This window comes from Streptococcus sanguinis (genome assembly GCF_026781265.1).
GTDB classification, from domain to species: domain Bacteria; phylum Bacillota; class Bacilli; order Lactobacillales; family Streptococcaceae; genus Streptococcus; species Streptococcus sanguinis_T.
Genome location: NZ_JAKUVC010000010.1, coordinates 98,829 through 124,027, shown reverse-complemented (window position 1 = coordinate 124,027; position 25,199 = coordinate 98,829). Strand labels below are relative to the sequence as shown.

General features: G+C 43.1%; 27 protein-coding genes and 2 pseudogenes. 8 read left to right on the top strand and 21 right to left on the bottom strand.

Going from position 1 to position 25,199, the window contains the following annotated elements:
• Positions 1–60 precede the first annotated feature (60 nt).
• Together MK370_RS10620 and tgt are read right to left on the bottom strand one after the other, a co-directional pair.
• A complete protein-coding gene (locus tag MK370_RS10620; RefSeq protein WP_268685220.1) occupies positions 61–699 on the bottom strand; it encodes a uridine kinase family protein in 639 nt (212 codons plus the stop codon).
• A gap of 25 nt (positions 700–724) precedes the next feature.
• Entirely contained in the window at positions 725–1,867 is a 1,143-nt protein-coding gene (gene tgt / locus MK370_RS10615) for a tRNA guanosine(34) transglycosylase Tgt (protein ID WP_268685219.1), read from the bottom strand.
• A gap of 152 nt (positions 1,868–2,019) precedes the next feature.
• Here tgt and MK370_RS10610 point away from each other — a divergent pair, with 152 nt between their 5' ends.
• Positions 2,020–2,895 (top strand): DUF975 family protein, encoded by an 876-nt coding sequence (locus tag MK370_RS10610; RefSeq protein ID WP_268685218.1) that lies wholly within the window; start codon positions 2,020–2,022, stop codon positions 2,893–2,895.
• A 17-nt stretch (positions 2,896–2,912) separates the two neighbouring features.
• Here the strand turns inward: MK370_RS10610 and MK370_RS10605 are convergent.
• From MK370_RS10605 to polA, 3 genes and pseudogenes are all read right to left on the bottom strand, one after another.
• Positions 2,913–3,059 (bottom strand): annotated as a pseudogene (locus MK370_RS10605) (AAA family ATPase); the annotation flags it as partial.
• Between the two features lie 74 nt (positions 3,060–3,133).
• Positions 3,134–3,571 carry a CoA-binding protein gene (locus MK370_RS10600; RefSeq protein ID WP_268685217.1) on the bottom strand — a complete coding sequence of 146 codons (438 nt, stop codon included), beginning with the start codon at positions 3,569–3,571 and terminating at the stop codon, positions 3,134–3,136.
• A gap of 164 nt (positions 3,572–3,735) precedes the next feature.
• The gene (gene polA / locus MK370_RS10595; protein WP_268685216.1) at positions 3,736–6,378 is read right to left on the bottom strand and encodes a DNA polymerase I; all 2,643 of its coding nucleotides are present in this window, start codon (positions 6,376–6,378) and stop codon (positions 3,736–3,738) included.
• 111 nt (positions 6,379–6,489) lie between these two features.
• Between polA and MK370_RS10590 the strand changes: the two genes are divergently transcribed.
• Positions 6,490–6,966, top strand: coding sequence for a YcxB family protein (locus MK370_RS10590; RefSeq protein WP_268685215.1), 477 nt, complete (start codon positions 6,490–6,492; stop codon positions 6,964–6,966).
• A gap of 46 nt (positions 6,967–7,012) precedes the next feature.
• On the opposite strand, the gene MK370_RS10585 is transcribed toward MK370_RS10590, so the two are convergent.
• From MK370_RS10585 to hisS, 7 genes are all read right to left on the bottom strand, one after another.
• Complete coding sequence (locus MK370_RS10585; protein WP_268685214.1) at positions 7,013–7,624, bottom strand: HAD-IA family hydrolase; 612 nt, start codon at positions 7,622–7,624, stop codon at positions 7,013–7,015.
• On the bottom strand, positions 7,621–8,898 hold the full coding sequence (locus MK370_RS10580) for an MATE family efflux transporter (RefSeq protein WP_268685213.1): 1,278 nt from the start codon (positions 8,896–8,898) through the stop codon (positions 7,621–7,623). Before MK370_RS10580 ends, MK370_RS10585 begins: the two co-directional genes overlap by 4 nt.
• A gap of 182 nt (positions 8,899–9,080) precedes the next feature.
• On the bottom strand, positions 9,081–10,016 hold the full coding sequence (locus tag MK370_RS10575; protein ID WP_268685212.1) for a YitT family protein: 936 nt from the start codon (positions 10,014–10,016) through the stop codon (positions 9,081–9,083).
• Positions 10,003–11,757, bottom strand: coding sequence for an aspartate--tRNA ligase (gene aspS, locus MK370_RS10570; protein WP_268685211.1), 1,755 nt, complete (start codon positions 11,755–11,757; stop codon positions 10,003–10,005). The genes MK370_RS10575 and aspS overlap by 14 nt, the downstream gene beginning before the upstream one ends.
• A 170-nt stretch (positions 11,758–11,927) precedes the next feature.
• Entirely contained in the window at positions 11,928–12,140 is a 213-nt protein-coding gene (locus tag MK370_RS10565) for a hypothetical protein (RefSeq protein WP_002901839.1), read from the bottom strand.
• Between the two features lie 136 nt (positions 12,141–12,276).
• Positions 12,277–13,146, bottom strand: a complete 870-nt coding sequence (locus MK370_RS10560; RefSeq protein ID WP_268685210.1) for a hypothetical protein — start codon at positions 13,144–13,146, stop codon at positions 12,277–12,279.
• Positions 13,147–13,273: 127 nt separating this feature from the next.
• Positions 13,274–14,554, bottom strand: coding sequence for a histidine--tRNA ligase (gene hisS / locus MK370_RS10555; protein ID WP_268685209.1), 1,281 nt, complete (start codon positions 14,552–14,554; stop codon positions 13,274–13,276).
• A 181-nt stretch (positions 14,555–14,735) separates the two neighbouring features.
• Here hisS and MK370_RS10550 point away from each other — a divergent pair, with 181 nt between their 5' ends.
• The gene (locus tag MK370_RS10550) at positions 14,736–15,077 is read left to right on the top strand and encodes a metal-sulfur cluster assembly factor (protein WP_002899327.1); all 342 of its coding nucleotides are present in this window, start codon (positions 14,736–14,738) and stop codon (positions 15,075–15,077) included.
• Between the two features lie 82 nt (positions 15,078–15,159).
• Here the strand turns inward: MK370_RS10550 and ilvD are convergent, their stop codons facing one another.
• A complete protein-coding gene (gene ilvD, locus MK370_RS10545) occupies positions 15,160–16,863 on the bottom strand; it encodes a dihydroxy-acid dehydratase (protein WP_268685208.1) in 1,704 nt (567 codons plus the stop codon).
• Between the two features lie 185 nt (positions 16,864–17,048).
• Positions 17,049–17,924, bottom strand: a complete 876-nt coding sequence (locus MK370_RS10540) for a hypothetical protein (protein WP_268685207.1) — start codon at positions 17,922–17,924, stop codon at positions 17,049–17,051.
• Positions 17,925–18,121: 197 nt separating this feature from the next.
• On the opposite strand from MK370_RS10540, the gene rpmF reads away from it, so the two are divergent.
• Positions 18,122–18,304: a 50S ribosomal protein L32 gene (gene rpmF, locus MK370_RS10535; RefSeq protein WP_002894148.1), complete on the top strand. Its 183-nt coding sequence runs from the start codon at positions 18,122–18,124 to the stop codon at positions 18,302–18,304.
• 15 nt (positions 18,305–18,319) lie between these two features.
• A complete protein-coding gene (rpmG, locus tag MK370_RS10530; RefSeq protein WP_001265622.1) occupies positions 18,320–18,469 on the top strand; it encodes a 50S ribosomal protein L33 in 150 nt (49 codons plus the stop codon).
• A 78-nt stretch (positions 18,470–18,547) separates the two neighbouring features.
• On the opposite strand, the gene MK370_RS10525 is transcribed toward rpmG, so the two are convergent.
• The gene (locus MK370_RS10525) at positions 18,548–18,733 is read right to left on the bottom strand and encodes a hypothetical protein (RefSeq protein ID WP_022525671.1); all 186 of its coding nucleotides are present in this window, start codon (positions 18,731–18,733) and stop codon (positions 18,548–18,550) included.
• A 28-nt stretch (positions 18,734–18,761) separates the two neighbouring features.
• Here MK370_RS10525 and MK370_RS10520 point away from each other — a divergent pair, with 28 nt between their 5' ends.
• From MK370_RS10520 to MK370_RS10510, 3 genes and pseudogenes are all read left to right on the top strand, one after another.
• On the top strand, positions 18,762–19,376 hold the full coding sequence (locus tag MK370_RS10520) for a CadD family cadmium resistance transporter (RefSeq protein ID WP_326845093.1): 615 nt from the start codon (positions 18,762–18,764) through the stop codon (positions 19,374–19,376).
• Positions 19,377–19,387: 11 nt separating this feature from the next.
• Positions 19,388–19,726 (top strand): Cd(II)/Zn(II)-sensing metalloregulatory transcriptional regulator CadX, encoded by a 339-nt coding sequence (gene cadX / locus MK370_RS10515; RefSeq protein ID WP_268685205.1) that lies wholly within the window; start codon positions 19,388–19,390, stop codon positions 19,724–19,726.
• Positions 19,727–19,806: 80 nt separating this feature from the next.
• Positions 19,807–20,191 (top strand): annotated as a pseudogene (locus tag MK370_RS10510) (XRE family transcriptional regulator); the annotation flags it as partial.
• 323 nt (positions 20,192–20,514) lie between these two features.
• Here MK370_RS10510 and MK370_RS10505 read toward each other — a convergent pair.
• The 6 genes from MK370_RS10505 to MK370_RS10480 form a co-directional block, all read right to left on the bottom strand.
• Positions 20,515–21,033, bottom strand: a complete 519-nt coding sequence (locus tag MK370_RS10505; RefSeq protein ID WP_268685204.1) for an AAA family ATPase — start codon at positions 21,031–21,033, stop codon at positions 20,515–20,517.
• Positions 21,034–21,182: 149 nt separating this feature from the next.
• The gene (locus tag MK370_RS10500) at positions 21,183–21,407 is read right to left on the bottom strand and encodes a helix-turn-helix transcriptional regulator (RefSeq protein WP_268685203.1); all 225 of its coding nucleotides are present in this window, start codon (positions 21,405–21,407) and stop codon (positions 21,183–21,185) included.
• 2 nt (positions 21,408–21,409) lie between these two features.
• Entirely contained in the window at positions 21,410–22,009 is a 600-nt protein-coding gene (locus MK370_RS10495) for a DUF3796 domain-containing protein (RefSeq protein ID WP_268685202.1), read from the bottom strand.
• A 197-nt stretch (positions 22,010–22,206) separates the two neighbouring features.
• Complete coding sequence (locus tag MK370_RS10490) at positions 22,207–23,241, bottom strand: SepM family pheromone-processing serine protease (protein WP_268685201.1); 1,035 nt, start codon at positions 23,239–23,241, stop codon at positions 22,207–22,209.
• A gap of 51 nt (positions 23,242–23,292) precedes the next feature.
• Positions 23,293–24,183 carry a hypothetical protein gene (locus MK370_RS10485; RefSeq protein WP_268685200.1) on the bottom strand — a complete coding sequence of 297 codons (891 nt, stop codon included), beginning with the start codon at positions 24,181–24,183 and terminating at the stop codon, positions 23,293–23,295.
• A gap of 48 nt (positions 24,184–24,231) precedes the next feature.
• Positions 24,232–25,146: a hypothetical protein gene (locus tag MK370_RS10480; RefSeq protein ID WP_268685199.1), complete on the bottom strand. Its 915-nt coding sequence runs from the start codon at positions 25,144–25,146 to the stop codon at positions 24,232–24,234.
• Positions 25,147–25,199: the final 53 nt, after the last annotated feature.

The following is a 25,199-nucleotide window of genomic DNA, read 5'->3' as shown; positions in this document are numbered from 1 at the left end:
AATCTCACTGACGCACATCAGTGAGATCAAAAATGAAAATTTACCCTTGGCTACTTTATTTTATAGTAAGGGACTGTCCTTTTCGATGCGAAAGCTGTTGCCCGACTGGCAGATGACAAGGTCTGCAGCTGCTAGATAGGGTTGATAAAAGTGCCTATATTGCTCTCGCCGAGCCAGATGCGTCTGCTCTATCCACTCTGGCCTGCGCTCTCGCACAGCCACATCCCGAGCCAAGCGGCGCTCTAACTCAGTCTGATCATCCGTGTAAAAACAAATCGACAAATCAAACAAGCTTTCAGGCAAAAAGGCAGCCGACATACCTTCTACTATCAGAATAGGCTTTTGGGCTGATAAACGCAAGCTAGGCGACCAAGCTGTGCCAATGGTCAGAATATCCAGACCAGACTGCAAGGCACAAATATCTCGCTCCAGACTCCCGAGTTCATGAACGGCTGGGAGGCAGGCTGTGACTTTTTGATGAGGAAAATCTTTGGAACTGAGCAAATCTCGATACTCTCCAGTAATTACATAAGGATCTGTTTCCAACAGATTGGCTCGTTCCTCACCCAAGGCTAGCTGGAGTTTTCGAGCAAAAGTTGACTTGCCCGAAGCACCATGACCATATATACGTATAGTATGTTTTTGGTCGTCTGACAGATACGCTGTCAATCTTTTCAGCATTTTCTCTTCATCAGACATGGCTTCCCCTTTCAAATGGAGCTTCTTAGAAATTTCGGCTGGATTTATTGTAGCCGTAGCGCTCAATAAAGTCTTCACGGAATTCCAGCAGATTGTCATCCATGATAGCTTGGCGAACCTTCTTCATAAGGTTTACCAAGAAGTAGAGGTTGTGATAGCTGGTCAGGCGGATGCCGAAGGTCTCGTCCGCTTTAAGCAAGTGGCGGATATAGGCCCTCGTATAGTTGCTGCAAGTATAGCAGTCACAGCCATGGTCCAGTGGCGTGAAATCTTCCTCAAACTGGGCATTTTTAACAACCAGACGTCCTTCACTGGTCATACAGGTACCGTTTCGGGCAATCCGGGTCGGCAAGACACAGTCAAACATATCTACACCACGGATAACCCCATCAATCAAGCTATCTGGCGCTCCAACTCCCATGAGATAACGAGGTTTGTTTTCAGGAAGAAGTTGGGTTGTGAAGTCCAAGACTGCATTCATCTCTTCGTGAGACTCACCAACTGCCAGTCCTCCGATTGAATATCCTGGGAAATCCATGCTGACCAATTCTTGAGCAGATTGGCGGCGCAAATCTTCAAAGCCAGCACCCTGAACAATCCCAAAGAGACCTTGGTCGTGTGGACGGCGGTGCGCCTTGAGTCCACGCTCTGCCCAACGGCTAGTCCGCTCAATGGACTTCTTGACATAGTCATAAGGCTGGTAGAACTGTGGGCACTCATCAAAGGACATCATAATGTCACTGCCTAGATTATTCTGGATGGAGATGGCCTTTTCGGGTGACAGGAACATCTTGGAACCATTGAGATGGTTCTTGAAAGTTACTCCTTCTTCTGTGATGTTGCGGCTGTCAGCTAGAGAATATACCTGAAAACCGCCGCTATCGGTCAGAATAGGCTGGTCCCAGTTCATGAACTTGTGCAGACCACCTGCACGGGCAATTAGCTCATCGCCTGGACGAAGCCAGAGATGATAGGTATTGGCCAAGATAATACCAGACCCCATCTGCTTAAGCTCTTCTGGAGACTGGGTCTTGACCGTCGCCTGGGTTCCAACCGGCATAAACATAGGCGTTGGGAAGGTCCCATGAGGTGTGATAATTTCCCCCAAACGAGCACCTGTATGCTTTTCTTTTTTAATCAAACGATATTGAATCGGTGATGTTGACATGTTTCCTCCTGCTGGGAAAAACAATCCCAGCGATTTTTCTTCTATATAATGAGCAACAATAGCTCACAAGATACCGTATGATTTTACCAAAAAAACTTCTATCTGTCACGGGGTATGATATAATGTAACAGACAAATCAGTATGGAGGAATTATGAATCTAAGTAATATCAGAGCTCAGGCTCGTGCCATCCGGAGCCAAACGAATGGGATTTTTCTTTTGTTTGCAGCCCCGACTCTTGCCGGTATCCTAAACATCTTGCTTTCCCTTATTGGGAATCTAAGAAACTCCGTTTCCGACCTGACCTTCAGCCAGTTCATATATTTTCTGATTAGCCGAACTCTTTTTCCGACGACCATCCAGTTTATCACGTCTCTCCTGCTGCTTTCTGCCAGCTATACCATGATAACCGTCATCCGCAAGAACAAGAATGAGGTCCGCTTTTCAGATATTGGGCATCTTTTTACGAGCAAGAACTTCACGCCTGTTCTTAAAACTGTTTTGCTCAAGCAGCTCTTGCTTTTCCTTTGGAATCTTCCTATATTTTGCGGGAGTCTTCTGTCCGTCTTCAATGCTTATAAGATTCTCAATATTTCGGAAAAACTTCCTGCCCATACTGTGCTGACTGCTCAAAGCGAGGCAGGACAGCAGATTCTTCAATACACCCCTGGTATGTTACTGGGAAGCCTCTTAATATTGGTTGGTCTAGGTATCACCGTTCCTCAGTACTACGCATATTCTCAAGCAGAACTCATCCTCTACGACCAGCTTGAAACTGATACCTACCAGGGAGCTTTCTATGCTATCCGTCAAAGCCGGAAGCTAATGAAGGGCTATAAAGGAAAGTTATTTATGCTGGATCTGAGCTTCATCGGCTGGAATTTACTGGCCAAAATGACTTATGGCATATTGAATATTATGGTTCTCCCTTATACAGCGACTGCTTACATTCTCTTCTACGAAGAGTTGAAAAAAGAAAAAGCTATTCTAAACGAAAACAACCCACAGGCACGAGACTCTTTGTCCTAAGCTTGTGAGTTGTTTTTTTATTTACTATTATAGTCTGTTCTGTCAAGGGCAGAGCGGATTATATCAAAGGCTGCCTCCAGCGAATCCTCATCTGTGAAAAAGGATTCCTCTTCCCAGCCTAAGAAGTCTCGGTCTTTCCACCAGCGCTTCATGTCGGCAGGAGTGAGTCTGCAGTTTTCTGGCCAGGCTAGACTTGCCAGAGCCGGAATTGCCACGAATGATAACTAACTTGGCCATCTTATTCGCCCAGAATCAAGCGTGTATGCTCGCGCTTAATGCAGCGATCCATGACAATATCGTCTCGACCAGCTGCCCTCAAAATCTGCTCAGCTTCTTCACTCTCCAAGCCCAACTGAGCCCAGAAAACCTTGGCATCCGACTGCAAAAAATCCAGTGCCACATCTGGCAAAAACTCACTGCGGCGGTATACATCGACAATATCTACCGGAAAAGGAATATCTTTGAGACTGGCATAAACAGTTTCACCCAAAATTTGACTGCCCGCTGCCCGCGGATTGACTGGAATAATGCAATAACCTCGCTCCTGCATTTCCTTGGACACACGGTTGCTGGTCGTTTCTTCGCGGTCAGACAGGCCGACAACGGCAATCACATTGCTGTTTTTCAGATAATGCTTGACGATGGCATCGCTAGGATTTTGAAAATGATAAGTCATAGGCTTCCTCCTCATTCATAATAAAGCTGGATAGTTTTACAGTATTTGCGTCTTAACTGAATACGGGCTAAAACCTTGGAAAATAGATAATCCGTTCTAGGAGCATGACCCCTTCGTCCGGCTGCCTAATTTTCAGTCGGTTTTGACGCTCTTTGTATCTTGTTTTATTTCGCCTCGTACCAAGTTTGGCCAGCGTTTTCATCAGCTACTAGCGGAATGGCCAGCTCAATCGCAGCTTCCATGGTTTCTTTGACCAGCTGGCGGACGGCTGTTAGCTCGTCATTTGGCACTTCCAGCACGATTTCATCGTGCACCTGCAAGAGCATGCGAGACTTGAAATTTTTCTCTGTCAGAGCTCGATCCAGATTAATCATAGCGACTTTGAGAATGTCTGCGGCGGAGCCTTGGATCGGACTGTTAATGGCTGTGCGCTCCGCAAAATTTCGGATGTTAAAGTTGCGAGAATTGATATCCGGCAAGGAGCGGCGGCGATGGTAAATAGTCTCTACATAACCCTTATCACGAGCTTCGCGGACAATCGTTTCCATATAATTCTTGATACCAGGGAAACGCTCAAAATAAGTCTGGATATAGTCCTTAGCATCCTTGCGGGAAATTCCCAAATTATTTGCCAGTCCGAAGTCGGAAATGCCATAGACCACTCCGAAGTTGACGGCCTTGGCATTGCGGCGGTCATTAGGTGTCACATCCTCTGCCTTTTCAATACCAAAGACCCGCATAGCTGTAGCCGTGTGAATGTCTTCTCCATGCTGAAAGGCCGCAATCAGATGCTCATCCTGCGAAATGTGAGCCAGCACCCGCAGCTCAATCTGGGAATAATCCGAGCTGAGTAGCACACTGTCTGCCCACTCTGGCACAAAGGACTTGCGAATAAGACGCCCCTGCTCCAAACGAACGGGGATATTCTGCAGGTTCGGGTCAACCGAGGACAGACGGCCAGTCTGAGTCAAATCTTGAACATAGCGAGTGTGAATCTTACCGTCAGACGCTATCGCCTCCTGTAGTCCGATGATATAAGTGGACTGGAGCTTGCTGATTTGACGGTATTCCAGAATCTTAGACACAATCGGTGCTATCGGTGCTAAACGCTCCAACACATCAACCGCTGTCGAGTAGCCTGTCTTGGTCTTTTTGGTGTACTCCAGCGGCAGCCCCATATCCTCAAAGAGAATGGTTCCTAGCTGTTTCGGTGAGTTAATATTGAACTCCTGACCAGCCAGATCATAAATCTCCTGCGTCAGACTTCCCAGCGTCTTTTCATTTTCCGCCTGCATACCTTGCAGGGTTTCCCGCTCAACCTTGATTCCCGCAATCTCCATCTTGGCTAAGACAAAGGCCAGGGGCTGCTCCATTTCAAGAAACAAATCCAGCTGATCGTGGGCGCGAAGCTGTTCCAGCATAGGCTCTTCTGTTTCCAACAATACTTGGACCTTACGAGCCAGATGCTCAAAGAGCTGCGCTTGCTTCGGTAAAGCGCGCTTGGCTCCCTTGCCATACACCTCCTCATCAGTTGGCAGGATTGTTTGGCCGTAGAGGCGAGCAATAGTCGCCAGCTCATTGTCCTCGACCGTCGAAAGCAGATACTTGGCCAGGCGCGCATCAAAGGAAGCTGCTGGCAGTTCGATACCATAATGACTAAGCAGTACCTTGGTCCGCTTGAGGTCGTAGGTTTTCAGAGCTGTTTTTGTCAAAAACTCCTGAAAGAGAGGTTGCTGCAGTAAATCTCTGGTGCCGACATAAATCTGACGGATATCGCCCCAGGCAAGACCAACAATCTCTTCCTTATGGTAGTTGTCACCCAAGATTTCAAAATAGAAAAATTGCTCTGGTGCAAGCATATCCTCTTTGACCTCAGTCACTTTGGTAAATTCAATTGGTTTGACTTCTACGGGATCCTGAGCCGTTCCTAATTGAGCCTTGAGCTGCTTGAAGCCCATCTCGTCATAGAACTTGCTCAGGGCCTCTATCTGAGGACCCTTATAAACCAAATCATCCAGCCCGATTTCAATCGGAGCCTGAGTATTGATGGTAGCTAGGGTTTTTGATAAGAAAGCCTTGTCCTTGTCATTGATCAGATTTTCCTTCATCTTGGAAGCCTTGAGCTGGTCGATATTTTCATAGAGATTTTCCAAAGAGCCATACTCCAAGAGGAGCTTGAGGCCAGTCTTCTCACCAATCTTGGTCACGCCAGGAATATTATCTGACTGATCTCCCATCAGCGCCTTGAGGTCAATGAACTGCTTTGGCGTGATGCCCATCTTTTCCATGAGGTAGGCTGGGGTAAATTCCTCAAACTCGGCCACGCCTTTCTTAGAAATCTCCACCACGGTATTATCATCCGTCAGCTGAATCAAGTCTTTATCGCCACTGACAATGGTCACATCGTAAGGCACAGCTGTCTTTTCAGCCATCTTGTCCAAGGTTCCGATGATGTCATCTGCCTCGTACTGAGCCAAGTCGTAGTAGTGAATGCCCAAGTGCTGCAGCATTTCTCGGATAAAGGGCAGCTGCTCACGAAATTCATCCGGTGTCTTGGCCCGACCAGCCTTATAGTCGGCGTACATCTCGGTCCGGAAGGTCGTCTTTCCAGCATCAAAAGCTACCAGAACATGCGTCGGCTGCACGCGCTCCAAGAGATGATTGAGCATGAGGTGGAAGCCATAAATAGCATTGGTATGCAGGCCCGATGGACTCTTGAAACGGTCGATTTGATTATAAAGCGCAAAAAAAGCGCGAAAAGCAACGGACGAACCGTCGATTAATAATAACTTGTTCTTTTTTTCCATAGGTTTATTATAACACGAAAGGCGGACAAAGACAGAAAAGTCGGCGTGGAAAATTTAAAAGTGATTTTAATAATTCCTGTATGTTATAATAATCAAAACTGGAGGTAAAAGATGTTCCCAATCCGTATTACAACTCTTCTGACTGAAGAAGTTTATAAAAGATTTTCATGGGCTATTCTCATACGACGAAAAGGATTTGTATTATACATAATCATACTGATAATCGGGCTGTTCGCCTACGTAATGTTCAGTCCGTTAGAGAAAAAGATAATATCTATCATATTGGCTCCCCCTATTTGCGCCTCTATGTACTATTTTGGCATGAATTATCAGATAAAGAGGGCCTATCAAAAAAATCCTTTATTTCAGAACATGGAGGTCACTCTGATATTTGACAGAGAGGCTTTTATAGCTCAGAATAAACGTGGAGAATTTCACTATACCTATGATGATATTGTCAAAGTCATTATGACAAAGCAAGATTTTTATATCTTGATAGGGGAAAACACTGGTTTTGCAATTGAAAAAAAGAACTGCACTCCCGAGGCTCTTGAATTCTTGCTAGAACTTCACATTGAGCATATGTAAAAAAAAAGCAGGCTAGACTGACAGTAGATCAGTTCTGGTCTGCTTTTTATCTTGTAAATAATTGCTTGATATCCATCAACTTCTCTATTTTCTGATTGATTTCTGCTCGGTAGTCACAAAAGTTAATGCTCTGGATGCCACTGTTGACGGCGACATCCACATCCAGGGTCCGGTCACCGATATAGTAGGTTTCCTGCTTGTCCAGGCCATATTTCTCAAGCAGATAATCGACACCTTCTGGGTGGGGCTTGCGCTCAAAGCCGTTGGCTGTTGTGATGATTTCTGTGAAATAGTCATGAATACCCAAGTCTTGCAAGATTTGATGGGCATTGAGTCCTTTGTGGGTATAGACGAATTGGGCAATGCCCTGCTCTTCAGCCCAGGCCAGTATCTCGGCAGCTCCTTTCATCAGATGGACCTGAGCATTCTTTTCCTTTAGACTTGCTCCACGAAAGACATTCATCTCGGCAGCATCCAGACCTTTCTCAGACGCTACTTTTTCCAAGAGCTTCTGCACAGAGTGCTTTAGGATATAGCTGTGAATACTACTGTCAAAGTCCAGACCATAGTGAGCATAGGTTTCCTCAATCCCTGCCAAAATAGCATCGTAGGAGTCCAGCAAGGTGCCGTCCAAATCCCAAATAAACGCTTTTGTCATGTGATTTCCCTCATTTTTCTGTCAAATAAAACCTTTAAAAATAGCCAGCGGAGGCCATTGTCCAAGAGCATCCCGGTCCAGACTCCTGGCAGACCCAAGCCAAAGGTCACACCCAGCAAGTAACCGGCAACGATGCGAATCAGCCACATGCCAACAGTCGTGGCATAAAAGGGCAGTCTGGCATTGCCCAGCCCCTGCCAGATAGCTGTGTAAATCACGGTTCCCACTGCCATGGGAGTTCCCAGCAGGGAGAAAAGCATGACTGAAAGACTGGCTGTGATAGCTCCGCTATTGTCCGTATAGAGCAAGGTCAGCGGCCGACCAAAAGCAAAAATTCCTAGAGCCACGGGCAGCATGCAAGCAAAAGACAGCCAGAAGGTCCGCTGACGAATCAGACCGACCTCTTGCATATCTCCCTCACCTACCGCATGACCTACCAACATGACTGTTGCTGTTGCGACCCCGAAGATTGGCATATAATTAAACTGAGTCAGGACTTCACCGATGGCATTCCCCGCTACTGCGTCTGTCCCAAAGACGACCACAATGGCGATGATAACTACATCACCCGCTCGCATCATGAGCCGCTCTCCAGCAGCCGGCAGAGACAGGAGCAAGAGCTCTCCATCTAAGCCCCAGCTCCAGCGGATCGTGGACAAATCCAGCTCCCGCCAGAGAATCAGCATACCGACCAAACGAGCCAGCACCGTTCCCAGCGCTACACCGACAATACTAAGCCGAAAGACGTAAATCCCCAGACCGGAAAAGAGGGCATTGAGGACATTGGTCAGAAGACTGACATACATGGGAAATCTAGGATTGCGTGTAACTCGCACTAAAGCTCCAAAAGAAGTCATCAATCCTAGCAGAACAATAGTCCCACCAACCAGAGCCAGATAAAGACCGCCTGCTTCAGCCACCGCCTTTTCTGTCCCAAGAAGATCCAGCATCTGCCTGCCAAAGAGCAGGGAAATCAGCCCCAACAGAAGACTCAGAAGCAAGGTCAGCTTGATAGCCTCGGCTGTATGATAGGCCAAACGCTCCTTGTCTCCTTGAGCCAGAGTCTTGGAGATGAGACTGGAAATAGCAGCCCCCAGCGCGATAAAGATTGCCTGATAAATCGTAATGATGTTGCCGGCCACTGAGACACCGGAAATCGCGATCAGCCCAAGACTAGCCACCAGATAGCTGTCGACCATTCCCATGAGCATCTGTAAAAAATTCTCCGCCATAGCCGGCAAGGCGATATTCATGATTTTTTTATAAGTCGTCATTATCTAAAGATCTCCTGCATCTGTATATCTTTTCTTACTTGAGATTTCCACCCTCCACCATAGAGAATAGAAAGCGGTGGGACTATTGTCCTACCGCATATGAATCTCCTATCATAAAACCTCGTTTTAAGCACAAACTCCCGCACTATACCGCTTTGCATTCCCAAACTCAATGAATACCTTCACTCCTCCACAAAGAGTCCCAAGATATGGACATTGTCTGCAACGGAGACGAAGGCAGCTGGGTCGGTCTGCTTCATGATTTGCTTGAATTCATTAAACTCAGCTCGGGTGATAACCGTCACCAGAACAGCTTTTTTCTCATGATTATAAGTTCCCTCAGCGCCATGGATTACTGTCGCCCCGCGATGCAGCTTATTGTGAATCTTATCAATCACCCTATCTGGATGACTAGTGATAATCATAGCCTGCATGCGCTTCTGCTTGGTAAAGACAGCATCCGTCACCCGGCTTGATACAAAAATAGTTATCATGGAGTACAGCGCATATTCCCAGCCAAAGGTCAAACCCGCAATCAGCATAATAATCCCATTGACAATCAAGGAAATATTTCCGACATTCCGGCCCGTTTTTTTCCGAACAGTCAGACTAACAATATCAGTCCCACCGCTGGAAATGCTGGACTTAAGGGCAAAGCCAATCCCCGTGCCCATGACCACACCACCGAAAAGGGCGTTGATAATAGGATTATCAGTCAAGGTCACTTCCGGCACAAACTGGATAAAGAGCGAGCTCATGGTTACCGTGATAAAGGTGAAAATGGTAAACTTATGCCCAATCTGGTACCAGGCCAGGATCATCAGCGGAATATTGATGGCATAAAAAGTCACAGAAACCGGAATGGTAAAACCTAAGAAACGAGTACTGAGGGCAGTAATGACCTGCGCCAGACCAGTCGCCCCGCTGGAATAGACATGCCCCGGCTGAAAGAAGAAATTGACTGCGACAGCCGACAAAAAGCCATAGACAAGCGAGGCAGAAATCTTCTCATCATACTTCTCACGCGAGATACTCTTTAAAGACCGCAAAATCTTAAAATTATAAGCAAATCTGCGGACATGATAGCGAAAGAGTTTATAAAAATTAGTCTTCTTCATGTGCTTCCACTTGTAAACTTAATTCCTCTAGTTGAGCTACCGACACTGGACTAGGTGCCTGTGTCATTGGGTCAGAAGCCTTGTTATTTTTCGGAAAGGCAATGACTTCGCGGATATTTTCTTCCCCAGCCAGCAGCATAACAAAACGGTCCAAGCCCAGAGCTAAGCCGCCATGCGGTGGAAAGCCATAGTCCATAGCCTCTAGAAGGAAGCCAAACTGCTCGGCAGCTTCTTGAGCTGAGAAGCCAAGCGCCTTGAACATCCGCTCCTGCAAGTCTTTCTGGTTGATCCGAAGACTGCCGCCACCTAGCTCATAACCATTAAGGACGATATCATAGGCCACAGCCCTCACCTTGCTCAGGTCACCTTCCAGCTCTTGCTCAGAATCTTTCTGAGGCAGGGTGAAAGGATGGTGGGCACTCATGTAGCGGCCCTCTTCTTCTGACCATTCAAACATGGGCCAGTCCACCACCCAAAGGTAGTTAAAGGTATCTGGGTCAATCAAGTCCAACTCTTTGGCCAAGCGTACACGAAGAGCTCCCAAAGCAGCATTTGCCACTTCCAAAGTATCAGCCACAAAGAGTACTAGGTCATTATTTTCAAGCTGTAAAGCTTCTGTCAACTGGCTTGTCAAGTCTGTCAAGAACTTAGCAACGGGACCAGCCAGCTCACCATCAGTCACCTTCACCCAAGCAAGACCCTTAGCACCATGCTGTTTCGCTTGCTCTGTCAGCTTGTCAATATCCTTGCGAGAGTATTTATCTGCAGCATTTTTCACCACGATAGCCTTGACAGCTGGAGCTTCTGAAAAGACCTTGAAGTCAACTCCCTTGACAAGCTCTGTCAAGTCCTGCAACAACATCTCAAAACGAGTATCAGGCTTATCAACACCATAAAGAGCCATAGCATCATCATACTTCATACGAGGGAAAGGCAGCTTAACGTCAATGCCCTTAGTTTCCTTCATGACACGAGCAATCAAGCCTTCTGTAATATCCTGAATCTCCTGATCAGACAAGAAAGAAGTCTCCAAGTCCACCTGAGTAAACTCTGGCTGTCGGTCACCACGCAAGTCCTCGTCACGGAAGCATTTAACAATCTGGTAATAACGATCAAAACCAGCATTCATCAAGAGCTGCTTGGTAATCTGCGGACTCTGGGGCAGAGCGTAAAAGTTCCCTTGATGAATCCGACTAGGCACCAAGTAATCACGCGCCCCTTCTGGCGTTGACTTGGACAGGAAAGGTGTCTCCACATCAAGGAACTCCAACTCATCTAGATAGTTACGGATAGAGTGAGTGACCTTGGCACGAAGCTTGAAGTTCCCCAGCATCTCTGGCCGTCGCAAGTCCAGATAACGGTAGCGCAAACGCGTATCGTCATTCACCTCGATGCCGTCTTTAATTTCAAAAGGAGTCGTCTTGGCTGTATTTAAGACAGTCAGACTTTCCACATGCAGCTCCACGCTTCCTGTCGCCAGCTTGTCATTGGCCTGCTCACGCGCTGCCACCTTACCTGTCACCTCCAGCACAAACTCACTGCGCAGGCTTTCTGCGGTCGCCATAACCTCTGCAGCCACAGTCTCAGGATTGATGACCAGCTGCATAATGCCTTCGCGGTCGCGCAAATCAATGAAAATCAAACCGCCCAAATCCCGACGGCGGGCTACCCAGCCCTTTAAAGTGACTTCCTGACCAACATGCTCCTTGCGAACACGCCCAGCATACATAGAACGTTTCATCTTTACTCTCCAAATTTTTAATTCTGTTACTATTTTACCACAAAGAGCCTAAGAAAGCCCTTCTGTCCGTTCTTTTTCTGAAAAATATTAAAGCTCCGCATGACTAATGCTGACAGTTATGACAAAAGGCCTGAGGCAAACGACCCCAGACCTACTGTCAGCTCTATAGATTATTCCTTTTTCTTGCTATCCTCATAGAGACTAGGTGCAAATGCTTTTGTCACCATGGCCGTCACGAAGCGAAAACCTCCCGCTGCCAGACCAAAAATCGGCGCCAAAGCACGGAAGAAAAAATCCCCCCGCATAAATAAACAAAGCAGACCAGTAATCACAAAGATAGCCAAGCCCTGCACCACAACCACCAATAATATTTTCTTCATCATTCCCTCGACTTTCTATAGACTATTATAGCATAAGCCATCTGGGTTTCTATAAACAAATTTGTTTATAGAAACCTAAAAATAGATCTAACATCAGAGCTGGATTCAAAAAGCTAAGGAGAATCCTTAGCTAAATAAATTAAATCTTTGATTTATCAGATGATGAAGATGAGCTTGAGTCAGATTTTGACCCAGAATCAGTTGTTTTATTACCTTTACGTGTTTCAGCATCATTAGACGAATACTCATTCACAAAAATAGATTTCCGTAATTCAAGGAAGCTTTCATCAGTAAGAATGTAGCGACCTTCTTTGGTTTTAGTTAACTCCATCGTAAATTCACGAGGTTCAATATAACCAAAGTCCTCATTCATACGATCAAAAGCATAGTAGAAAAGGAAGTTATTAAGCAGAGCTAGACGTTTTTCAAGATCCGGATTAGTCGAATCTTCCAACTCTTTTACATCTTCAATTCCATTCTCAAAAAGGCTAGCTTTAGCCATATTAATCAAGTTCGCCAAATCACGGGTTGCAATAGCACGAGACTTAAATGTTACTGTTGCAGTCTCTTCATCATCCTCAACACCAGTAATCTCAAAGTCATCCCCAATAGTCGCCAAGACTTTAAAGCGAGCCTGATCAAACAACTCTAATGTTTTTGATGGAGTAAATGATTCAGTCTTTAAATCAATAGTATAATCCTCTTCTGGCGTATATTTGGATATGTTTTCGTCTACGTAGGCTTGAGAAATTCCTTTCTTCCATTTGTCAACAGAAGTCCCCATTAAGGTTGTAAAACCTGAAGAATGATCTGTAAAGACTGCTCGCAGAATAATATCGGCATCTTTCTCAATTCGCTTTTCATTCGTTTCTTTCTCAGATGAGGATGAAGATGATTGCTCTGTCTTCACATCTTCTGATTTTTTCTTCTCTGCTCTTGGTAGCATTGAGCAAGCTCCAAGCAAAAGAACACAGGCAGGCAATACACCAAATTTAAGGATTTTTTTCATCGTTTCTCCTTTTAAATTAATATAATATGACCATTATACCAAAATATCATCCACTTGTTGGTTTATATCATATTCTTGTAACAAAACCGTAACATTCCTTTTGTGAAACAAAAATTATATACTTCGCTTAAAACCCTAATTTCTGAAAAATAAGCTGATAGTTTTCTTGGATTTGGTCTAGGCTAACAGTAATCTCCTCACGATTATGGTTGTTCTTAACAGTCACCTGACCGCTCTCCACTTCGCTTTCGCCCAAAGTGATAAGAGTTTTGGCTTTAAAGCTATCAGCCGACTTAAACTGAGCCTTGAGCTTGCGGTCTAGATAATCCCTTTCTACCGCAAACCCTTGTGCGCGGAGAGCCTGCACTAACTCCAAAGCTCTGCCATTGGCACCAGCTCCTAAAACAGCTACATAGACATCCAGAGCGGTTTCAATCGGCAGCTCTACTCCTTGCTTGTCAAGTACGAGAAGTAGACGTTCTAAGCCCATACCAAAGCCAACACCTGGCGTTTCAGGACCACCAAAGTAAGCAACCAGCCCATCATAACGGCCGCCAGCACAAATGGTCAGTTGACTGCCAACTACTTCTGTCGTAAACTCGAAAATCGTATGATTATAGTAGTCTAGCCCACGGACCATGTTGGTATTGATGACATAAGGAATCTGCAAGGTCTCTAGCATAGAACGAACAGCCGCAAAGTAGGTACTGCTCTCCTCATCCAGATAGGCCAGAATAGACGGAGCACCTTCTACAGCCGCCTTGTCCTCGGGCTCTTTAGAATCCAGCACGCGCAGCGGATTCTCCTCCAAACGACGTTGGCTATCGGCTGATAGGTTAACCTTCAGTGGGGTCAGATAATCAATCAAGGCCTGGCGGTAAGCAGCTCTGCTCTCAGGATTCCCCAGCGAGTTAAGCTCCAAGCTGACATTGGTAATGCCAATATCCTTGAAAAATTGAGCAGCCATGGCAATCATTTCTACATCTGTAGCAGGATTACTGGATCCAAAACACTCTGCGCCAATCTGGTGAAATTCCCGCAGACGGCCAGCCTGAGGCCGCTCATAGCGGAACATAGATCCCATATAATAGACTTTAACAGGCTTTTGCACTTCAGGAGCAAAAAGTTTATTCTCTACATAAGAACGCACCACGGGCGCTGTCCCCTCTGGACGCAGCGTGATATGGCGGTCGCCCTTGTCATAGAAGTCATACATTTCCTTGGTCACGATGTCTGTCGTATCCCCGACCGAGCGGCTGATGACTTCATAGTGCTCAAAAATCGGCGTGCGGATTTCGCCGTAATTGTATTTTTTAAATGTCTTGCGGGCAAAGTCTTCTACATACTGCCACTTGGCTGATTCCTGAGGAAGAATGTCCTGAGTTCCTTTAGGTTTTTGTAATTTCATCTTCTGACCTCCGCCTTCTTTAGTACTTATATTCTATCATAAGTCCGCCATTTTGAGGAGTCTGAAAGGGATTTTTCATTTGGAAGGACTAAATACGTTTTCATGTTCCAAAATAGCTTGAAAAAAAGTCTGAATTGTGAGAAAATAAAAACAATTCAACTCAGAATAGAAGGGGATAGCCATGAGAGACGATATCAAAATCAATGACCGAGCAGCTGCCATTCAGGATAAATTGGTGGAGAAGCTCGAGCGTATTTACGATCCGGATGTAGAGTTGGATGTTTATAACTTAGGGTTGATTTATGAAATTAACTTAGACGAAAACGGCCACTGCAAGGTTGTTATGACCTTTACTGATACAGCCTGCGACTGTGCTGAGAGTCTGCCCATCGCCATTATGGACTCTCTTAAGAAAATTGATGAGATTGAAAGTGCCTCTGTTGAGGTTACTTGGTCTCCTGCTTGGAAAATCACTCGTATCAGTCGCTTCGGTCGCATTGCTTTGGGAATCAGTCCTAGATAAGAAGATAATTAACTTATCAGTATTTAAAATAAAAATATCAAACCCGCTAGAAAAACTAGCGGGTTCTTTTGTCATATATAGGCTATTTCTTACCTGTTTCTTCTGGTTTCCAGAAGTCAGTAACAGCACCTTTAGCGGCAGAGGATACCATGTGAGCATATTTACCAAGTACCCCGCGGCTATAAAGCGGTGGAATAGTCGTTTCTGCCTTACGTTTCGCCAGTTCTTCATCAGAGACCGCCATGGAAATTTCCTTGGTATCTTGGTCAACCGTGACCATATCGCCTGTACGAAGATAGGCAATCGGGCCACCATCCTGAGCTTCCGGAGCAATGTGTCCGACAACCAAGCCGTAAGTACCGCCTGAGAAGCGACCATCGGTCAGAAGGGCAACCTTGTCCCCTTGGCCTTTCCCTACGATGATAGACGAAAGTGACAGCATTTCTGGCATACCAGGGCCACCCTTTGGTCCAACGTAGCGAACTACAACCACATCGCCATCGACCACTTCATCGGCCAGTACCGCATCAATAGCAGCTTCTTCTGAGTCAAAGACCTTAGCTGGTCCAACGTGACGGCGTACCTTAACACCAGAAACCTTAGCAACAGCACCATCTGGAGCCAGATTACCATGCAAGATGATAAGCGGACCGTCTGCACGTTTTGGATTTTCAAGCGGCATAATGACCTTTTGACCTGGTGTCAGATCAGCAAATTCTGCCAGATTCTCTGCCACCGTCTTACCTGTACAAGTAATGCGGTCGCCATGCAGGAAGCCGTTCGCCAAGAGATATTTCATCACAGCCGGTACTCCACCAACCTCATAAAGGTCTTGGAAGACATACTGACCGGATGGTTTCAAGTCAGCCAAATGCGGTACCTTCTCTTGAATGACATTGAAGTCATCAAGCGTCAGCTCAACATTGGCCGCATGCGCCATGGCCAGCAAGTGCAGGGTAGCATTAGTAGAACCACCCAGAGCCATGGTCACCGTGATTGCATCTTCAAAGGCTTCACGCGTCAAGATATCAGACGGCTTCAGCCCCATTTTCAGCATTTTCACAACGGCACGGCCAGCTGCTTCGATATCCTCTTGCTTATCTTTAGACTCAGCAGGGTGAGAAGAGGAGCCTGGCAGGCTCATACCCAGAACTTCAATAGCCGTCGCCATAGTATTGGCCGTGTACATACCGCCACAGCCACCAGGGCCAGGACAGGCATTACACTCAATGCGGCGCACTTCCTCAGCTGTCAAGTCACCATGGTTCCATTTCCCGATTCCTTCAAAGACAGAAACCAAGTCAATATCCTTGCCGTCCAGATTCCCCGGTGCAATCGTTCCGCCGTAGGCAAAGACAGCAGGAATGTCCATATTAGCAATGGCAATCATGGAGCCTGGCATATTTTTATCACAGCCCCCAATAGCTACGAAAGCATCCACATTATGCCCGCCCATGGCAGCCTCGATGGAGTCTGCGATAATGTCTCGTGAGGTCAGAGAGAAGCGCATGCCCGGCGTTCCCATTGCAATCCCGTCCGCAACCGTAATAGTCCCATACTGAACAGGCCAAGCGCCCTCTGATTTGATGCCTTCCTTGGCCAGCTTGCCCAAGTCATGCAAATGGATGTTACAGGGTGTATTTTCCGCCCAAGTGGAAATCACCCCAACAATAGGCGTTTCAAAATCTTTATCAGTCATCCCCGTCGCGCGAAGCATGGCACGGTTAGGAGATTTAACCATACTGTCATAAATCTTACTTCTGTGACGAATGTCCTTATCTGTCATATCTTTCCCTTTCATTGCAGTAATCTTTGTGCTTTATTATACCACATTTAGGCTGTATTTTACAGAAGAAAATTTTTAAATTTTCAGAAGATTCAAAAATGAATTTTCCTCAAAAATCTTAAGCAATTAAAACATATCAGCTTAATTCCTGAAATAAACCAATTCTTCTCAAAAATAGTCAAGCTCTAAAAAGCACTAAAAGTACGAACTAATTTACCTCCGCGAATATCCAACACAATCACCTCAGAATTCCCGCCTATACCACTACCAGAACGCTCTCTCAAATCATAGCCTACTAGGTAATAACCATCCCAAAAATGACTGTAGTCTAACTTTTTAAGCTTCTGGAAAAAAACTCCGGGGTACTTATCTATAGCTTTCTCATCATCATATAAATCATCAACCAATAGCTCATAGTTCACTCGAAGCTGCAGAGTATGTTTTTGCAGATAAGACTTGACATCAACATTATAATAACCATTGAGAGGCAGGCCTTTCTGCCTGTTCTTTTGGAAATCTTGAACTAGCTCTGCTTGCCCAGCATCCAGCATTTCTGAGGTTATTTGATTGTCATCCTGACGAAGCACTTCCATTGTTTCACCTGAAATTTCTTTTAAAGTCAGATCCTCATCTTCTAGCTTTTTGAAGACCGACTTCATTTTCTTAAACTGCTTCTGAACATAAGGCTGCTGCCACATGGCTCCCAACTGAATGCTATCATCTAAACCTGTCTCAGTTTCCTCAGGTACGGGACTTAATCTTGAAACTTCGTATTGCTTGGTTGTCGGATCATAATCCAAGCTATCTGAGAAGGTCAAAAGTCTTCCATCAATCTTTTTTTCATAGCTAAAGTCCAAGGTCTCCCCATAGCCGGCAGGCCTATCGTAGTTTTTTACCGTCACTTTCCCCTTGTATCCCATGCTTTTGAAATCCGCAGTCAAATGATTTTCTACATCTTTCATAATTTGATAATCACGAAAACTTTTCACTCCCCAAAAGATTAAAACAATACACATGATTCCCAGCCAGAATAGACTAAGTAATTTTAATGCTTCTTTCATAGTCTGCCTCCTTGTCTGCCTCCTTTGTTCCTATTATAGCATACGGAAAAACCGGTTTCTTTTAAAAACGTAAGCAGAAAAGATTTAAAAAAATCTGTCAAGTAACTTTACTTTACAAAAAAGTTTTGTTATACTGTTAAAGTTGATGAAAATCATCAAATTGAATCGAATTCATAATCTAAAAGGAGAAACAAACAATGGCAGTACCTGCACGTCGCACTTCCAAAGCGAAGAAAAACAAACGCCGCACTCACTACAAAGTGACAGCTCCAACTGTAACTTTTGACGAAACTACTGGTGATTACTCACGCTCTCACCGTGTATCCCTTAAAGGATACTACAAGGGCCGTAAGATTGCCAAAGCTGCTGCAGCAGAATAATAGAAGGGAGCTACCATGCGCGTAAATATTACACTTGAACACAAAGAATCTGGTGAACGCTTGTACCTTACTTCTAAAAACAAACGCAACACACCAGACCGTCTTCAATTGAAGAAATACTCACCAAAACTTCGCAAGCACGTTGTGTTTACAGAAGTTAAGTAAGGGTTTCAGTACACGTCAATAGACGTCAAAATATTGATTTTAAGCGATTTTTGATTTTTTGAAACTCATTATATCGCACTACAAATCAATAGAAACTCTACCTTTTACTCTACCTTTTTTAGATAAATATATCATCTGGATATTGAAGTTAAGCCCTGCTATCATTTCGATGGCAGGGCTTTTTAATATTTGGTACACTAACTTCTTATCTATATTTTGGTGGATTTTAAGTTGACATCTAAAAAGTTTAATGTTAGAATACATTCAAAAATATATTTGAATGAGGTGTTTTATGATTCAAAATGTTGTTACTTCAATAATCCTGTATTCTGGGACAGCCGTAGACTTACTTATTATCCTAATGTTATTTTTTGCCAAAAGAAAAAGCAGAAAAGACATCATTAACATCTATTTAGGACAATTTCTAGGCTCTGTTAGTCTAATATTGCTAAGTTTGCTTTTTGCATTTATCTTAAATTATATTCCTAGTAAAGAGATTTTAGGTTTGCTCGGTTTGATTCCTATTTTCCTAGGCCTCAAAGTTTTGCTTTTAGGAGATTCTGATGGAGATGCTATTGCAAAAGATGGTTTGCGAAAAGACAATAAAAACCTGATTTTTCTAGTCGCTATGATTACTTTTGCAAGTTGTGGCGCTGACAATATTGGTGTCTTTGTCCCATATTTTACCACCTTAAATTTAGCGAATTTGATAGTAGCTTTATTTACCTTTCTAGTCATGATTTATCTCTTGGTTTTTTCTGCCCAAAAATTGGCACAAGTCCCTTCTATTGGAGAAACCTTGGAAAAATATAGCAGATGGTTTATTGCCGTTGTTTATTTAGGATTGGGGATATATATCCTGATTGAAAACAACAGTTTTAACATGCTGTGGACTGTGTTAAGCTAGGAGAAAATATTATGAAAAAAGATAGTATCTGCCAAGTGAATATTATAAATCAACAAAATGTTACAACCGCAATGAACTACCTTGAAAAGGAAAAAATCCAAAAATCACTTCGCATTTTAACAAAGTTTACCGATAATAAACAGATAAATATCATCTTTTATCTCCTTGCTGTTGAAGAACTCTGTGTCTGTGATATAGCCTTTTTACTAGATCTCAGTATGGCATCTGCATCCCACCATCTTCGTAAACTAGCCAATCAAAACATTTTGGACACTAGAAGAGAGGGGAAAATTATATATTATTTTATAAAAGATGAGGAAATCAGAGATTTTTTTAATCAACTAGGATAACAACTATTTTTACTACTTTACCATGATTATATATATAGGACTTATCTAAGAAATTTTTTGATGAAAATTACTCACAAGAAATACCTACTCGTATCAAATGTTTAAGAAAAAAGTATAATTTAAAGCAAAGCGACCTAGGTAATGCAGGTCAAGTTAGCCAAGTTGAAAAGGGAAAGCGACAAGTTACTGCTTCAATATTGCTTTATTTGAATACTCAAACCGACTTAGACTATAAAGAAATTATTTTTGGAGATATTGCTAAGCTTGTTGAAAATATGTTTTACCACTGCTTCGGCTCTATTTTATTTAGAGATTTGGAAACTGTAAATAAAAGAATGAATTCTTTGTCGGATGATGACTTAATTTTAATACAATCTAGCTGTCTTAGACTGTCTTAGACTTTCCAAGACAGTCGCAAATTTCAATATTCAAAGAAAAAAATTTTTGATTTCTGATGAAACTGAAACAATTATCCATAATGGCAAAAAGGTCATTAAAAAATCAAAAAAGATAAATCAATTTCAACAACAATGGATACATACACCGAGTTAGCACCGCAAAGAAAGTTAGAAGCTGTCAATCTTTATCTCGATAAGATTGCTGAACTAACGCAATAACTACTCTACCATTCACTCTACCTTTTATTAAGCAACTATCAATAAACATTGATACAATAAGGTTTATAACAGCTAAAATAGAAATACTTAACCATTACAGAAGTGAAATAATTGAGATAAAGAAAAGCCTTTGAAACGTTGATTTCAAAGGCTTTTTTCTTTTATTGACATTTAAACAAAAAATCGATCTTCTGTTTTTATGAGATTCACAGTTTCTTTGATATCTAAATGATCCGTATAAAGTAAATAGTCTGGATTAATATTTTTAGCTAGAAATTCATTTCTAGACTTGATCGATAAGTCATCCGTTCTTTCTACTTCCTCTCTGGATAAATCTCTTTCTTTAAGCCTTTCTTCTTCTGCCAGCAATACACAGTATTTTAATCTTGTTTGTCTAGCCTTTAAAAAATCTGTAATTTTTTTGATTTGTTCCTCAAAGATGACATATTCTATGATGACTGTAGTTCCTCTATCAAGTAAATTACTGGTAAGGCTAATGATATTGTCCCAGAATAAATCCATATAGTAGCCATCGTCTTCCCAAGGTGCTACTAAGCCGCTTTTAACCATTAAATAAATCATGTCGCCTTCTATCACAGCACTATGGTCAAAAGAATAGGCTAATTCTTTACTGACACTGCTTTTCCCAACATCTGGAGGTCCCGAAATGATATAAACAAAATTTTCCAAACTAATACCTCTATAATCTACATACTTGCTCATATTATAGCATTTATTGGAAAAAGATAAAAACGATAATTCATTTACAAATAGAATACTCTAGGCAGCAAACTGTCTAGAGTATTCTCATTTATGTCACTAGCAGGTCTCGAAAAGAACTATGCCTCCTTTTTCTGCCTAAGTTCAAAGAGGTCTTCTACTTTCAGATTGAAGACTTGAGCAATTTTGAGAGCCATTTCCAGCGAAGGATTGTAGCGGTTATTTTCCAAGTGCAGAATTGTCTCGCGCCGCATGCCGATGCGGTCGGCTAGCTCCTGCTGAGTCATACCCATAGACTCACGAACGGATTTGAGATTAGTGATAATCTTGCTTTCTTTGGCCATGGTTATTCTCCCTTCTCAAATAGAAAGAAGACAAAACCAAACATCAGAACCAATATACCAATTATGATAAAAAATATTCCAGCGTTGATTCTAATCGATCCTAAAATAGCACTCATACCTGCAAGAACCAGTAAAGTTGCTATACAGATGGCAAACATCAAAGTAGCTGCTTTGGCCAGGTTAGCATAAAAGCGTTCATCCGCTCTCTCTTTGATTTTTTTCAAAGAAAAGAACAGAAGAAAGAGAAGCTGGATAGCGAGGAGACCTCCCAAAGCAATGTATTTTATAAAGGGCGGATTGGTGTTTGGAGTCGACAACCCGATTCCGACAGTATAGATAGAGGTTGCTATAAGAGTAAGTACATTATAAAATTTCATGGTTAGATTATATACTTGCTTTTCCTTAATCTCTTGAGTCTTCCCCGGCCATGGTTTCATATGCAGCCAGCCCCAAATAGCTACAATCTGACCTAATACTGAAATACCAACAATAATCAACTTGGGCCCCCAACTAAGATTAGAAACAAATAAAACAGTAAAATCAATAAAGAGAGCTGCGGCAGTCATCGCAATGAGACCACCCATTTTTTGACTTTTTTTCATGATAGACTCCTTTCCTTGTATTAGAAATATTTAACACTCTTTATGTTATAAATATATCACAATTCAATTTGGAAAGCAAGAATTTATGTGTCAAGGTGGCAATTATTTGAAAAAATTCTATAATAAAAGCCCTCGCCAGATAAATAACTAGCAAGAGCTTGTGTTTCTATTGACTATTCATAGAGTAGTAAAGTCTCTTATTCCATCTCTCTGAGATAGTTCAAAGCTTCGTTGAAGGTTTTGACAGGGACGATTTTCATTTTACTCTTGATTTTGATAGAAGCACGAAGTGCCTCATGGTAATTAGAGCGCAGCTTGGGATTGTACTGGGCAATATCAGCGTCAATGGTATCATCAGGAACAAAGAAAATCTCAGCGCCTGCCTTATCGGCAGCCATGACCTTCATCTCTATCCCGCCAATCCGGCCAACATTTCCCTTGTGGTCAATCGTTCCAGTACCAGCAATAGCTTTTCCTTTGGTAATGTCTTCAGAAACGAGCTGATTGTACAGCTCCAAACTGAACATGAGTCCACCAGAGGGGCCTGCTACACCGTTGCTCTTAAACTTTGTCAGAGGATTCATGGCAACACTGGCTTTAGAACCCAATGCAATCCCCAAACCAGGCTTACCAGTTGTCTCATCCACAATCACAGGACCGCTAGCCAAACCGATTACACCATTACGGCTGTACTCAATTGATACCACATCGCCAACTGGCCGTTGCTCCATCTGATCGACAATATCGTATGGACTAGTGTAATTCTGATTGTCAATCTTTAAAATCACATCGCCTTTCTGCAGCTCCTGAGCTAACGGCGTCTCTTGGCTGACAACATCCACAAAAATCTCTTTATGTCTAATCTCAACAGTATGACCGGATGCTTGATAAGCTACCTGCAAGGCATTGAGATGGGAAGACCCCATAGTGCTGTTCTCTCGCTCTTCCCGTCCCTTCTCCTTATCGAAATAGTTTTCAGGTACAGAGACATACTCTGTTTCTAGCCTGTAATTAGGCAGCAAAGTCAAAAAGAGACTGAACACCCGGGCATCGGAAACACCGACAGCCATGACATAGATTTGACCTTTTCCTTGACTAGTTCCTCCTTGAACTTGGACAAAGTCTTTGGCATTCAGAGCCGGTCTCAAGGTCTCCACTTGATAAGGCAGGGGGATAAAGCCAATCCCAGTTAACACCAAAGCTGTTATTAAAATTCTTGTTACTGATTTCATATCCTTCCTCTTGTTTCTATCAAGTATTGTCTGGTCTTGCAACTTCCTAAACTAATCACCAAAATCCACCACTTCTACATCATTTTCCATCAGAGTATCGGCAAAAATCGTCCGAACAACCAGAACAAATACACAGTAAAAGCTACTGAAAACTAGGACAGGAATCATCTGGATCAGGCCAAGTAAATCATCCAGTTCCCCCAGCAAGGGACCAATATACTGCCTTATCAGATCCATCAGGAGATGAGTACCCAAGCCAATCAGCCCACCAAAAGAAGCTAGAAAAAAGCTGAGCAGAACATAACGACCCCTGCGCTCCTTCATCAACAGGACTGACTTTCTCAAACAGCCATAGAAAGAAAGCGGCTTGGCCAGATTGTCTCTGGAGCTAGTATCCTGAATGATATAGGACAGCAAAAAGAAGTGCGAATCAACCAGATAAGTGAAGAGCAGGTAAAAGACCATGAACAAGAAAGGAAAGAGAAACTGGAAAATCACAATGGCCTCTGGACTTACTGCTCTCCGATAAAAGGCAAAGAGACTAGCCACCCCAAGATTGATGCCGATTGCCGACCAACCCATGTACAGAATCAGGACTTGGACTGCACTGACAATGAAGGAATAAAAGAGGCGAGTAAGCAAGCCATCTGAAATACTATACCAAACCGCATAACCAAAATAGAGCTTAACCATCTGCGGATTTCGTATCACTGTCAAGGCAAATTTATTGACATAAGCAAAACCGAAGGCAATTATAAATGCCAAACAGGTCAAGACTAAAATGGACCGGTAAGACCAACTCGAAACCAGCGGAAAAAGAAACCAGCCCAGCACTGCAAGCGGGATTCCTACCAGCAAAAGGCCTTTCAGCCAAACAAAATAATATTCTGTAACAAAAATCCAAGCTTCTCTGAAAACCCTTGTTACTTTTACATCATTCATCGTTCATTATCCTAAATCCTAAAACCCTTTCTAATTTTTTCATAAATATTAATCTCCAAAATTAACTATTTCCCGATCATAAGACATCAGGATGTCAGCCATAACCGAGCGGGCTGCAAAGGCATAAATCAGCAAAAAGCCATTTATCATACTAACAATCATTCCCACAATATTAGACACACCAGCACTAAAAAGTAAACTCAAAACTTCTATCAGACCCAATACTACAGGAATAAGCTTTAAGACAAGCTCTACCAGTAAGTAACGCCCTCTCTGACCATTCATACAAGAAAAGGACTTGCCCAAGCTGCCAAAGGCTGACAGAGGACGCAATAGGTTATCAGAGGAGTTGGTATCTTGAATAATATAAGGCAATAAGAAGAAGTGAGAGACGATAAAATAACTGTAAAACAAATGGAATACCAAGTTAAACATTGGTGCTATCAAAAAAAGCAGGAAGAGCATACTAGCCATCTTCTCTTGGTTATTTGCAACCCAAATCATCCAAGTTCCCATATTCTCTCGAAAATTTGCATCTGGCATCAAGACATTATAAAAGTATACAAAAAGAAGTAATATAGCCAAGAAAAAGATGAAGACATAAATAGACATAGAAAGCAAACGCCCAAGAAAGCCATCAGAAATACTGTAGCCAACAGCCCTCCAGAAGTTTCGCCGCACCATCCGCGGATTACGAACCATGGTCAAGGAAAACTTATGGATATAAGAAATCACAAAAGAACATAGAAATCCAAAGAAAATCATACTTGGAACAAATGTAGAAGTCAATGGAGAAAAAAATAGAATTAACAGCCCTAGAATAAAAAATGGCAGTTGAATGATAGCTAGCCCTGCTGTCCATACAAAAAAGTAATCAACAGTCAGTCCCCAGGCTTCCTTTAACACATCGCTTACGTCAAACTTTCTTTTCATAAATCCCCTAATTAAGTCATTTTTCGCCATAAAAGACGATGTAGATGTCGCAGAAGCAATTTTTTGATTTTTTAGTCCCGAGA

Excerpts from the sequence above, each read along its gene's own strand:
- MK370_RS10620 (WP_268685220.1), bottom strand. The coding sequence starts at position 699 with ATGTCTGATGAAGAGAAAATGCTGAAAAGATTGACAGCGTATCTGTCA.
- tgt (WP_268685219.1), bottom strand. The coding sequence starts at position 1,867 with ATGTCAACATCACCGATTCAATATCGTTTGATTAAAAAAGAAAAGCAT.
- MK370_RS10610 (WP_268685218.1), top strand. The coding sequence starts at position 2,020 with ATGAATCTAAGTAATATCAGAGCTCAGGCTCGTGCCATCCGGAGCCAA.
- MK370_RS10600 (WP_268685217.1), bottom strand. The coding sequence starts at position 3,571 with ATGACTTATCATTTTCAAAATCCTAGCGATGCCATCGTCAAGCATTAT.
- polA (WP_268685216.1), bottom strand. The coding sequence starts at position 6,378 with ATGGAAAAAAAGAACAAGTTATTATTAATCGACGGTTCGTCCGTTGCT.
- MK370_RS10590 (WP_268685215.1), top strand. The coding sequence starts at position 6,490 with ATGTTCCCAATCCGTATTACAACTCTTCTGACTGAAGAAGTTTATAAA.
- MK370_RS10585 (WP_268685214.1), bottom strand. The coding sequence starts at position 7,624 with ATGACAAAAGCGTTTATTTGGGATTTGGACGGCACCTTGCTGGACTCC.
- MK370_RS10580 (WP_268685213.1), bottom strand. The coding sequence starts at position 8,898 with ATGACGACTTATAAAAAAATCATGAATATCGCCTTGCCGGCTATGGCG.
- MK370_RS10575 (WP_268685212.1), bottom strand. The coding sequence starts at position 10,016 with ATGAAGAAGACTAATTTTTATAAACTCTTTCGCTATCATGTCCGCAGA.
- aspS (WP_268685211.1), bottom strand. The coding sequence starts at position 11,757 with ATGAAACGTTCTATGTATGCTGGGCGTGTTCGCAAGGAGCATGTTGGT.
- MK370_RS10565 (WP_002901839.1), bottom strand. The coding sequence starts at position 12,140 with ATGATGAAGAAAATATTATTGGTGGTTGTGGTGCAGGGCTTGGCTATC.
- MK370_RS10560 (WP_268685210.1), bottom strand. The coding sequence starts at position 13,146 with ATGAAAAAAATCCTTAAATTTGGTGTATTGCCTGCCTGTGTTCTTTTG.
- hisS (WP_268685209.1), bottom strand. The coding sequence starts at position 14,554 with ATGAAATTACAAAAACCTAAAGGAACTCAGGACATTCTTCCTCAGGAA.
- MK370_RS10550 (WP_002899327.1), top strand. The coding sequence starts at position 14,736 with ATGAGAGACGATATCAAAATCAATGACCGAGCAGCTGCCATTCAGGAT.
- ilvD (WP_268685208.1), bottom strand. The coding sequence starts at position 16,863 with ATGACAGATAAGGACATTCGTCACAGAAGTAAGATTTATGACAGTATG.
- MK370_RS10540 (WP_268685207.1), bottom strand. The coding sequence starts at position 17,924 with ATGAAAGAAGCATTAAAATTACTTAGTCTATTCTGGCTGGGAATCATG.
- rpmF (WP_002894148.1), top strand. The coding sequence starts at position 18,122 with ATGGCAGTACCTGCACGTCGCACTTCCAAAGCGAAGAAAAACAAACGC.
- rpmG (WP_001265622.1), top strand. The coding sequence starts at position 18,320 with ATGCGCGTAAATATTACACTTGAACACAAAGAATCTGGTGAACGCTTG.
- MK370_RS10525 (WP_022525671.1), bottom strand. The coding sequence starts at position 18,733 with ATGTATTCTAACATTAAACTTTTTAGATGTCAACTTAAAATCCACCAA.
- MK370_RS10520 (WP_326845093.1), top strand. The coding sequence starts at position 18,762 with ATGATTCAAAATGTTGTTACTTCAATAATCCTGTATTCTGGGACAGCC.
- cadX (WP_268685205.1), top strand. The coding sequence starts at position 19,388 with ATGAAAAAAGATAGTATCTGCCAAGTGAATATTATAAATCAACAAAAT.
- MK370_RS10500 (WP_268685203.1), bottom strand. The coding sequence starts at position 21,407 with ATGGCCAAAGAAAGCAAGATTATCACTAATCTCAAATCCGTTCGTGAG.
- MK370_RS10495 (WP_268685202.1), bottom strand. The coding sequence starts at position 22,009 with ATGAAAAAAAGTCAAAAAATGGGTGGTCTCATTGCGATGACTGCCGCA.
- MK370_RS10490 (WP_268685201.1), bottom strand. The coding sequence starts at position 23,241 with ATGAAATCAGTAACAAGAATTTTAATAACAGCTTTGGTGTTAACTGGG.
- MK370_RS10485 (WP_268685200.1), bottom strand. The coding sequence starts at position 24,183 with ATGAATGATGTAAAAGTAACAAGGGTTTTCAGAGAAGCTTGGATTTTT.
- MK370_RS10480 (WP_268685199.1), bottom strand. The coding sequence starts at position 25,146 with ATGGCGAAAAATGACTTAATTAGGGGATTTATGAAAAGAAAGTTTGAC.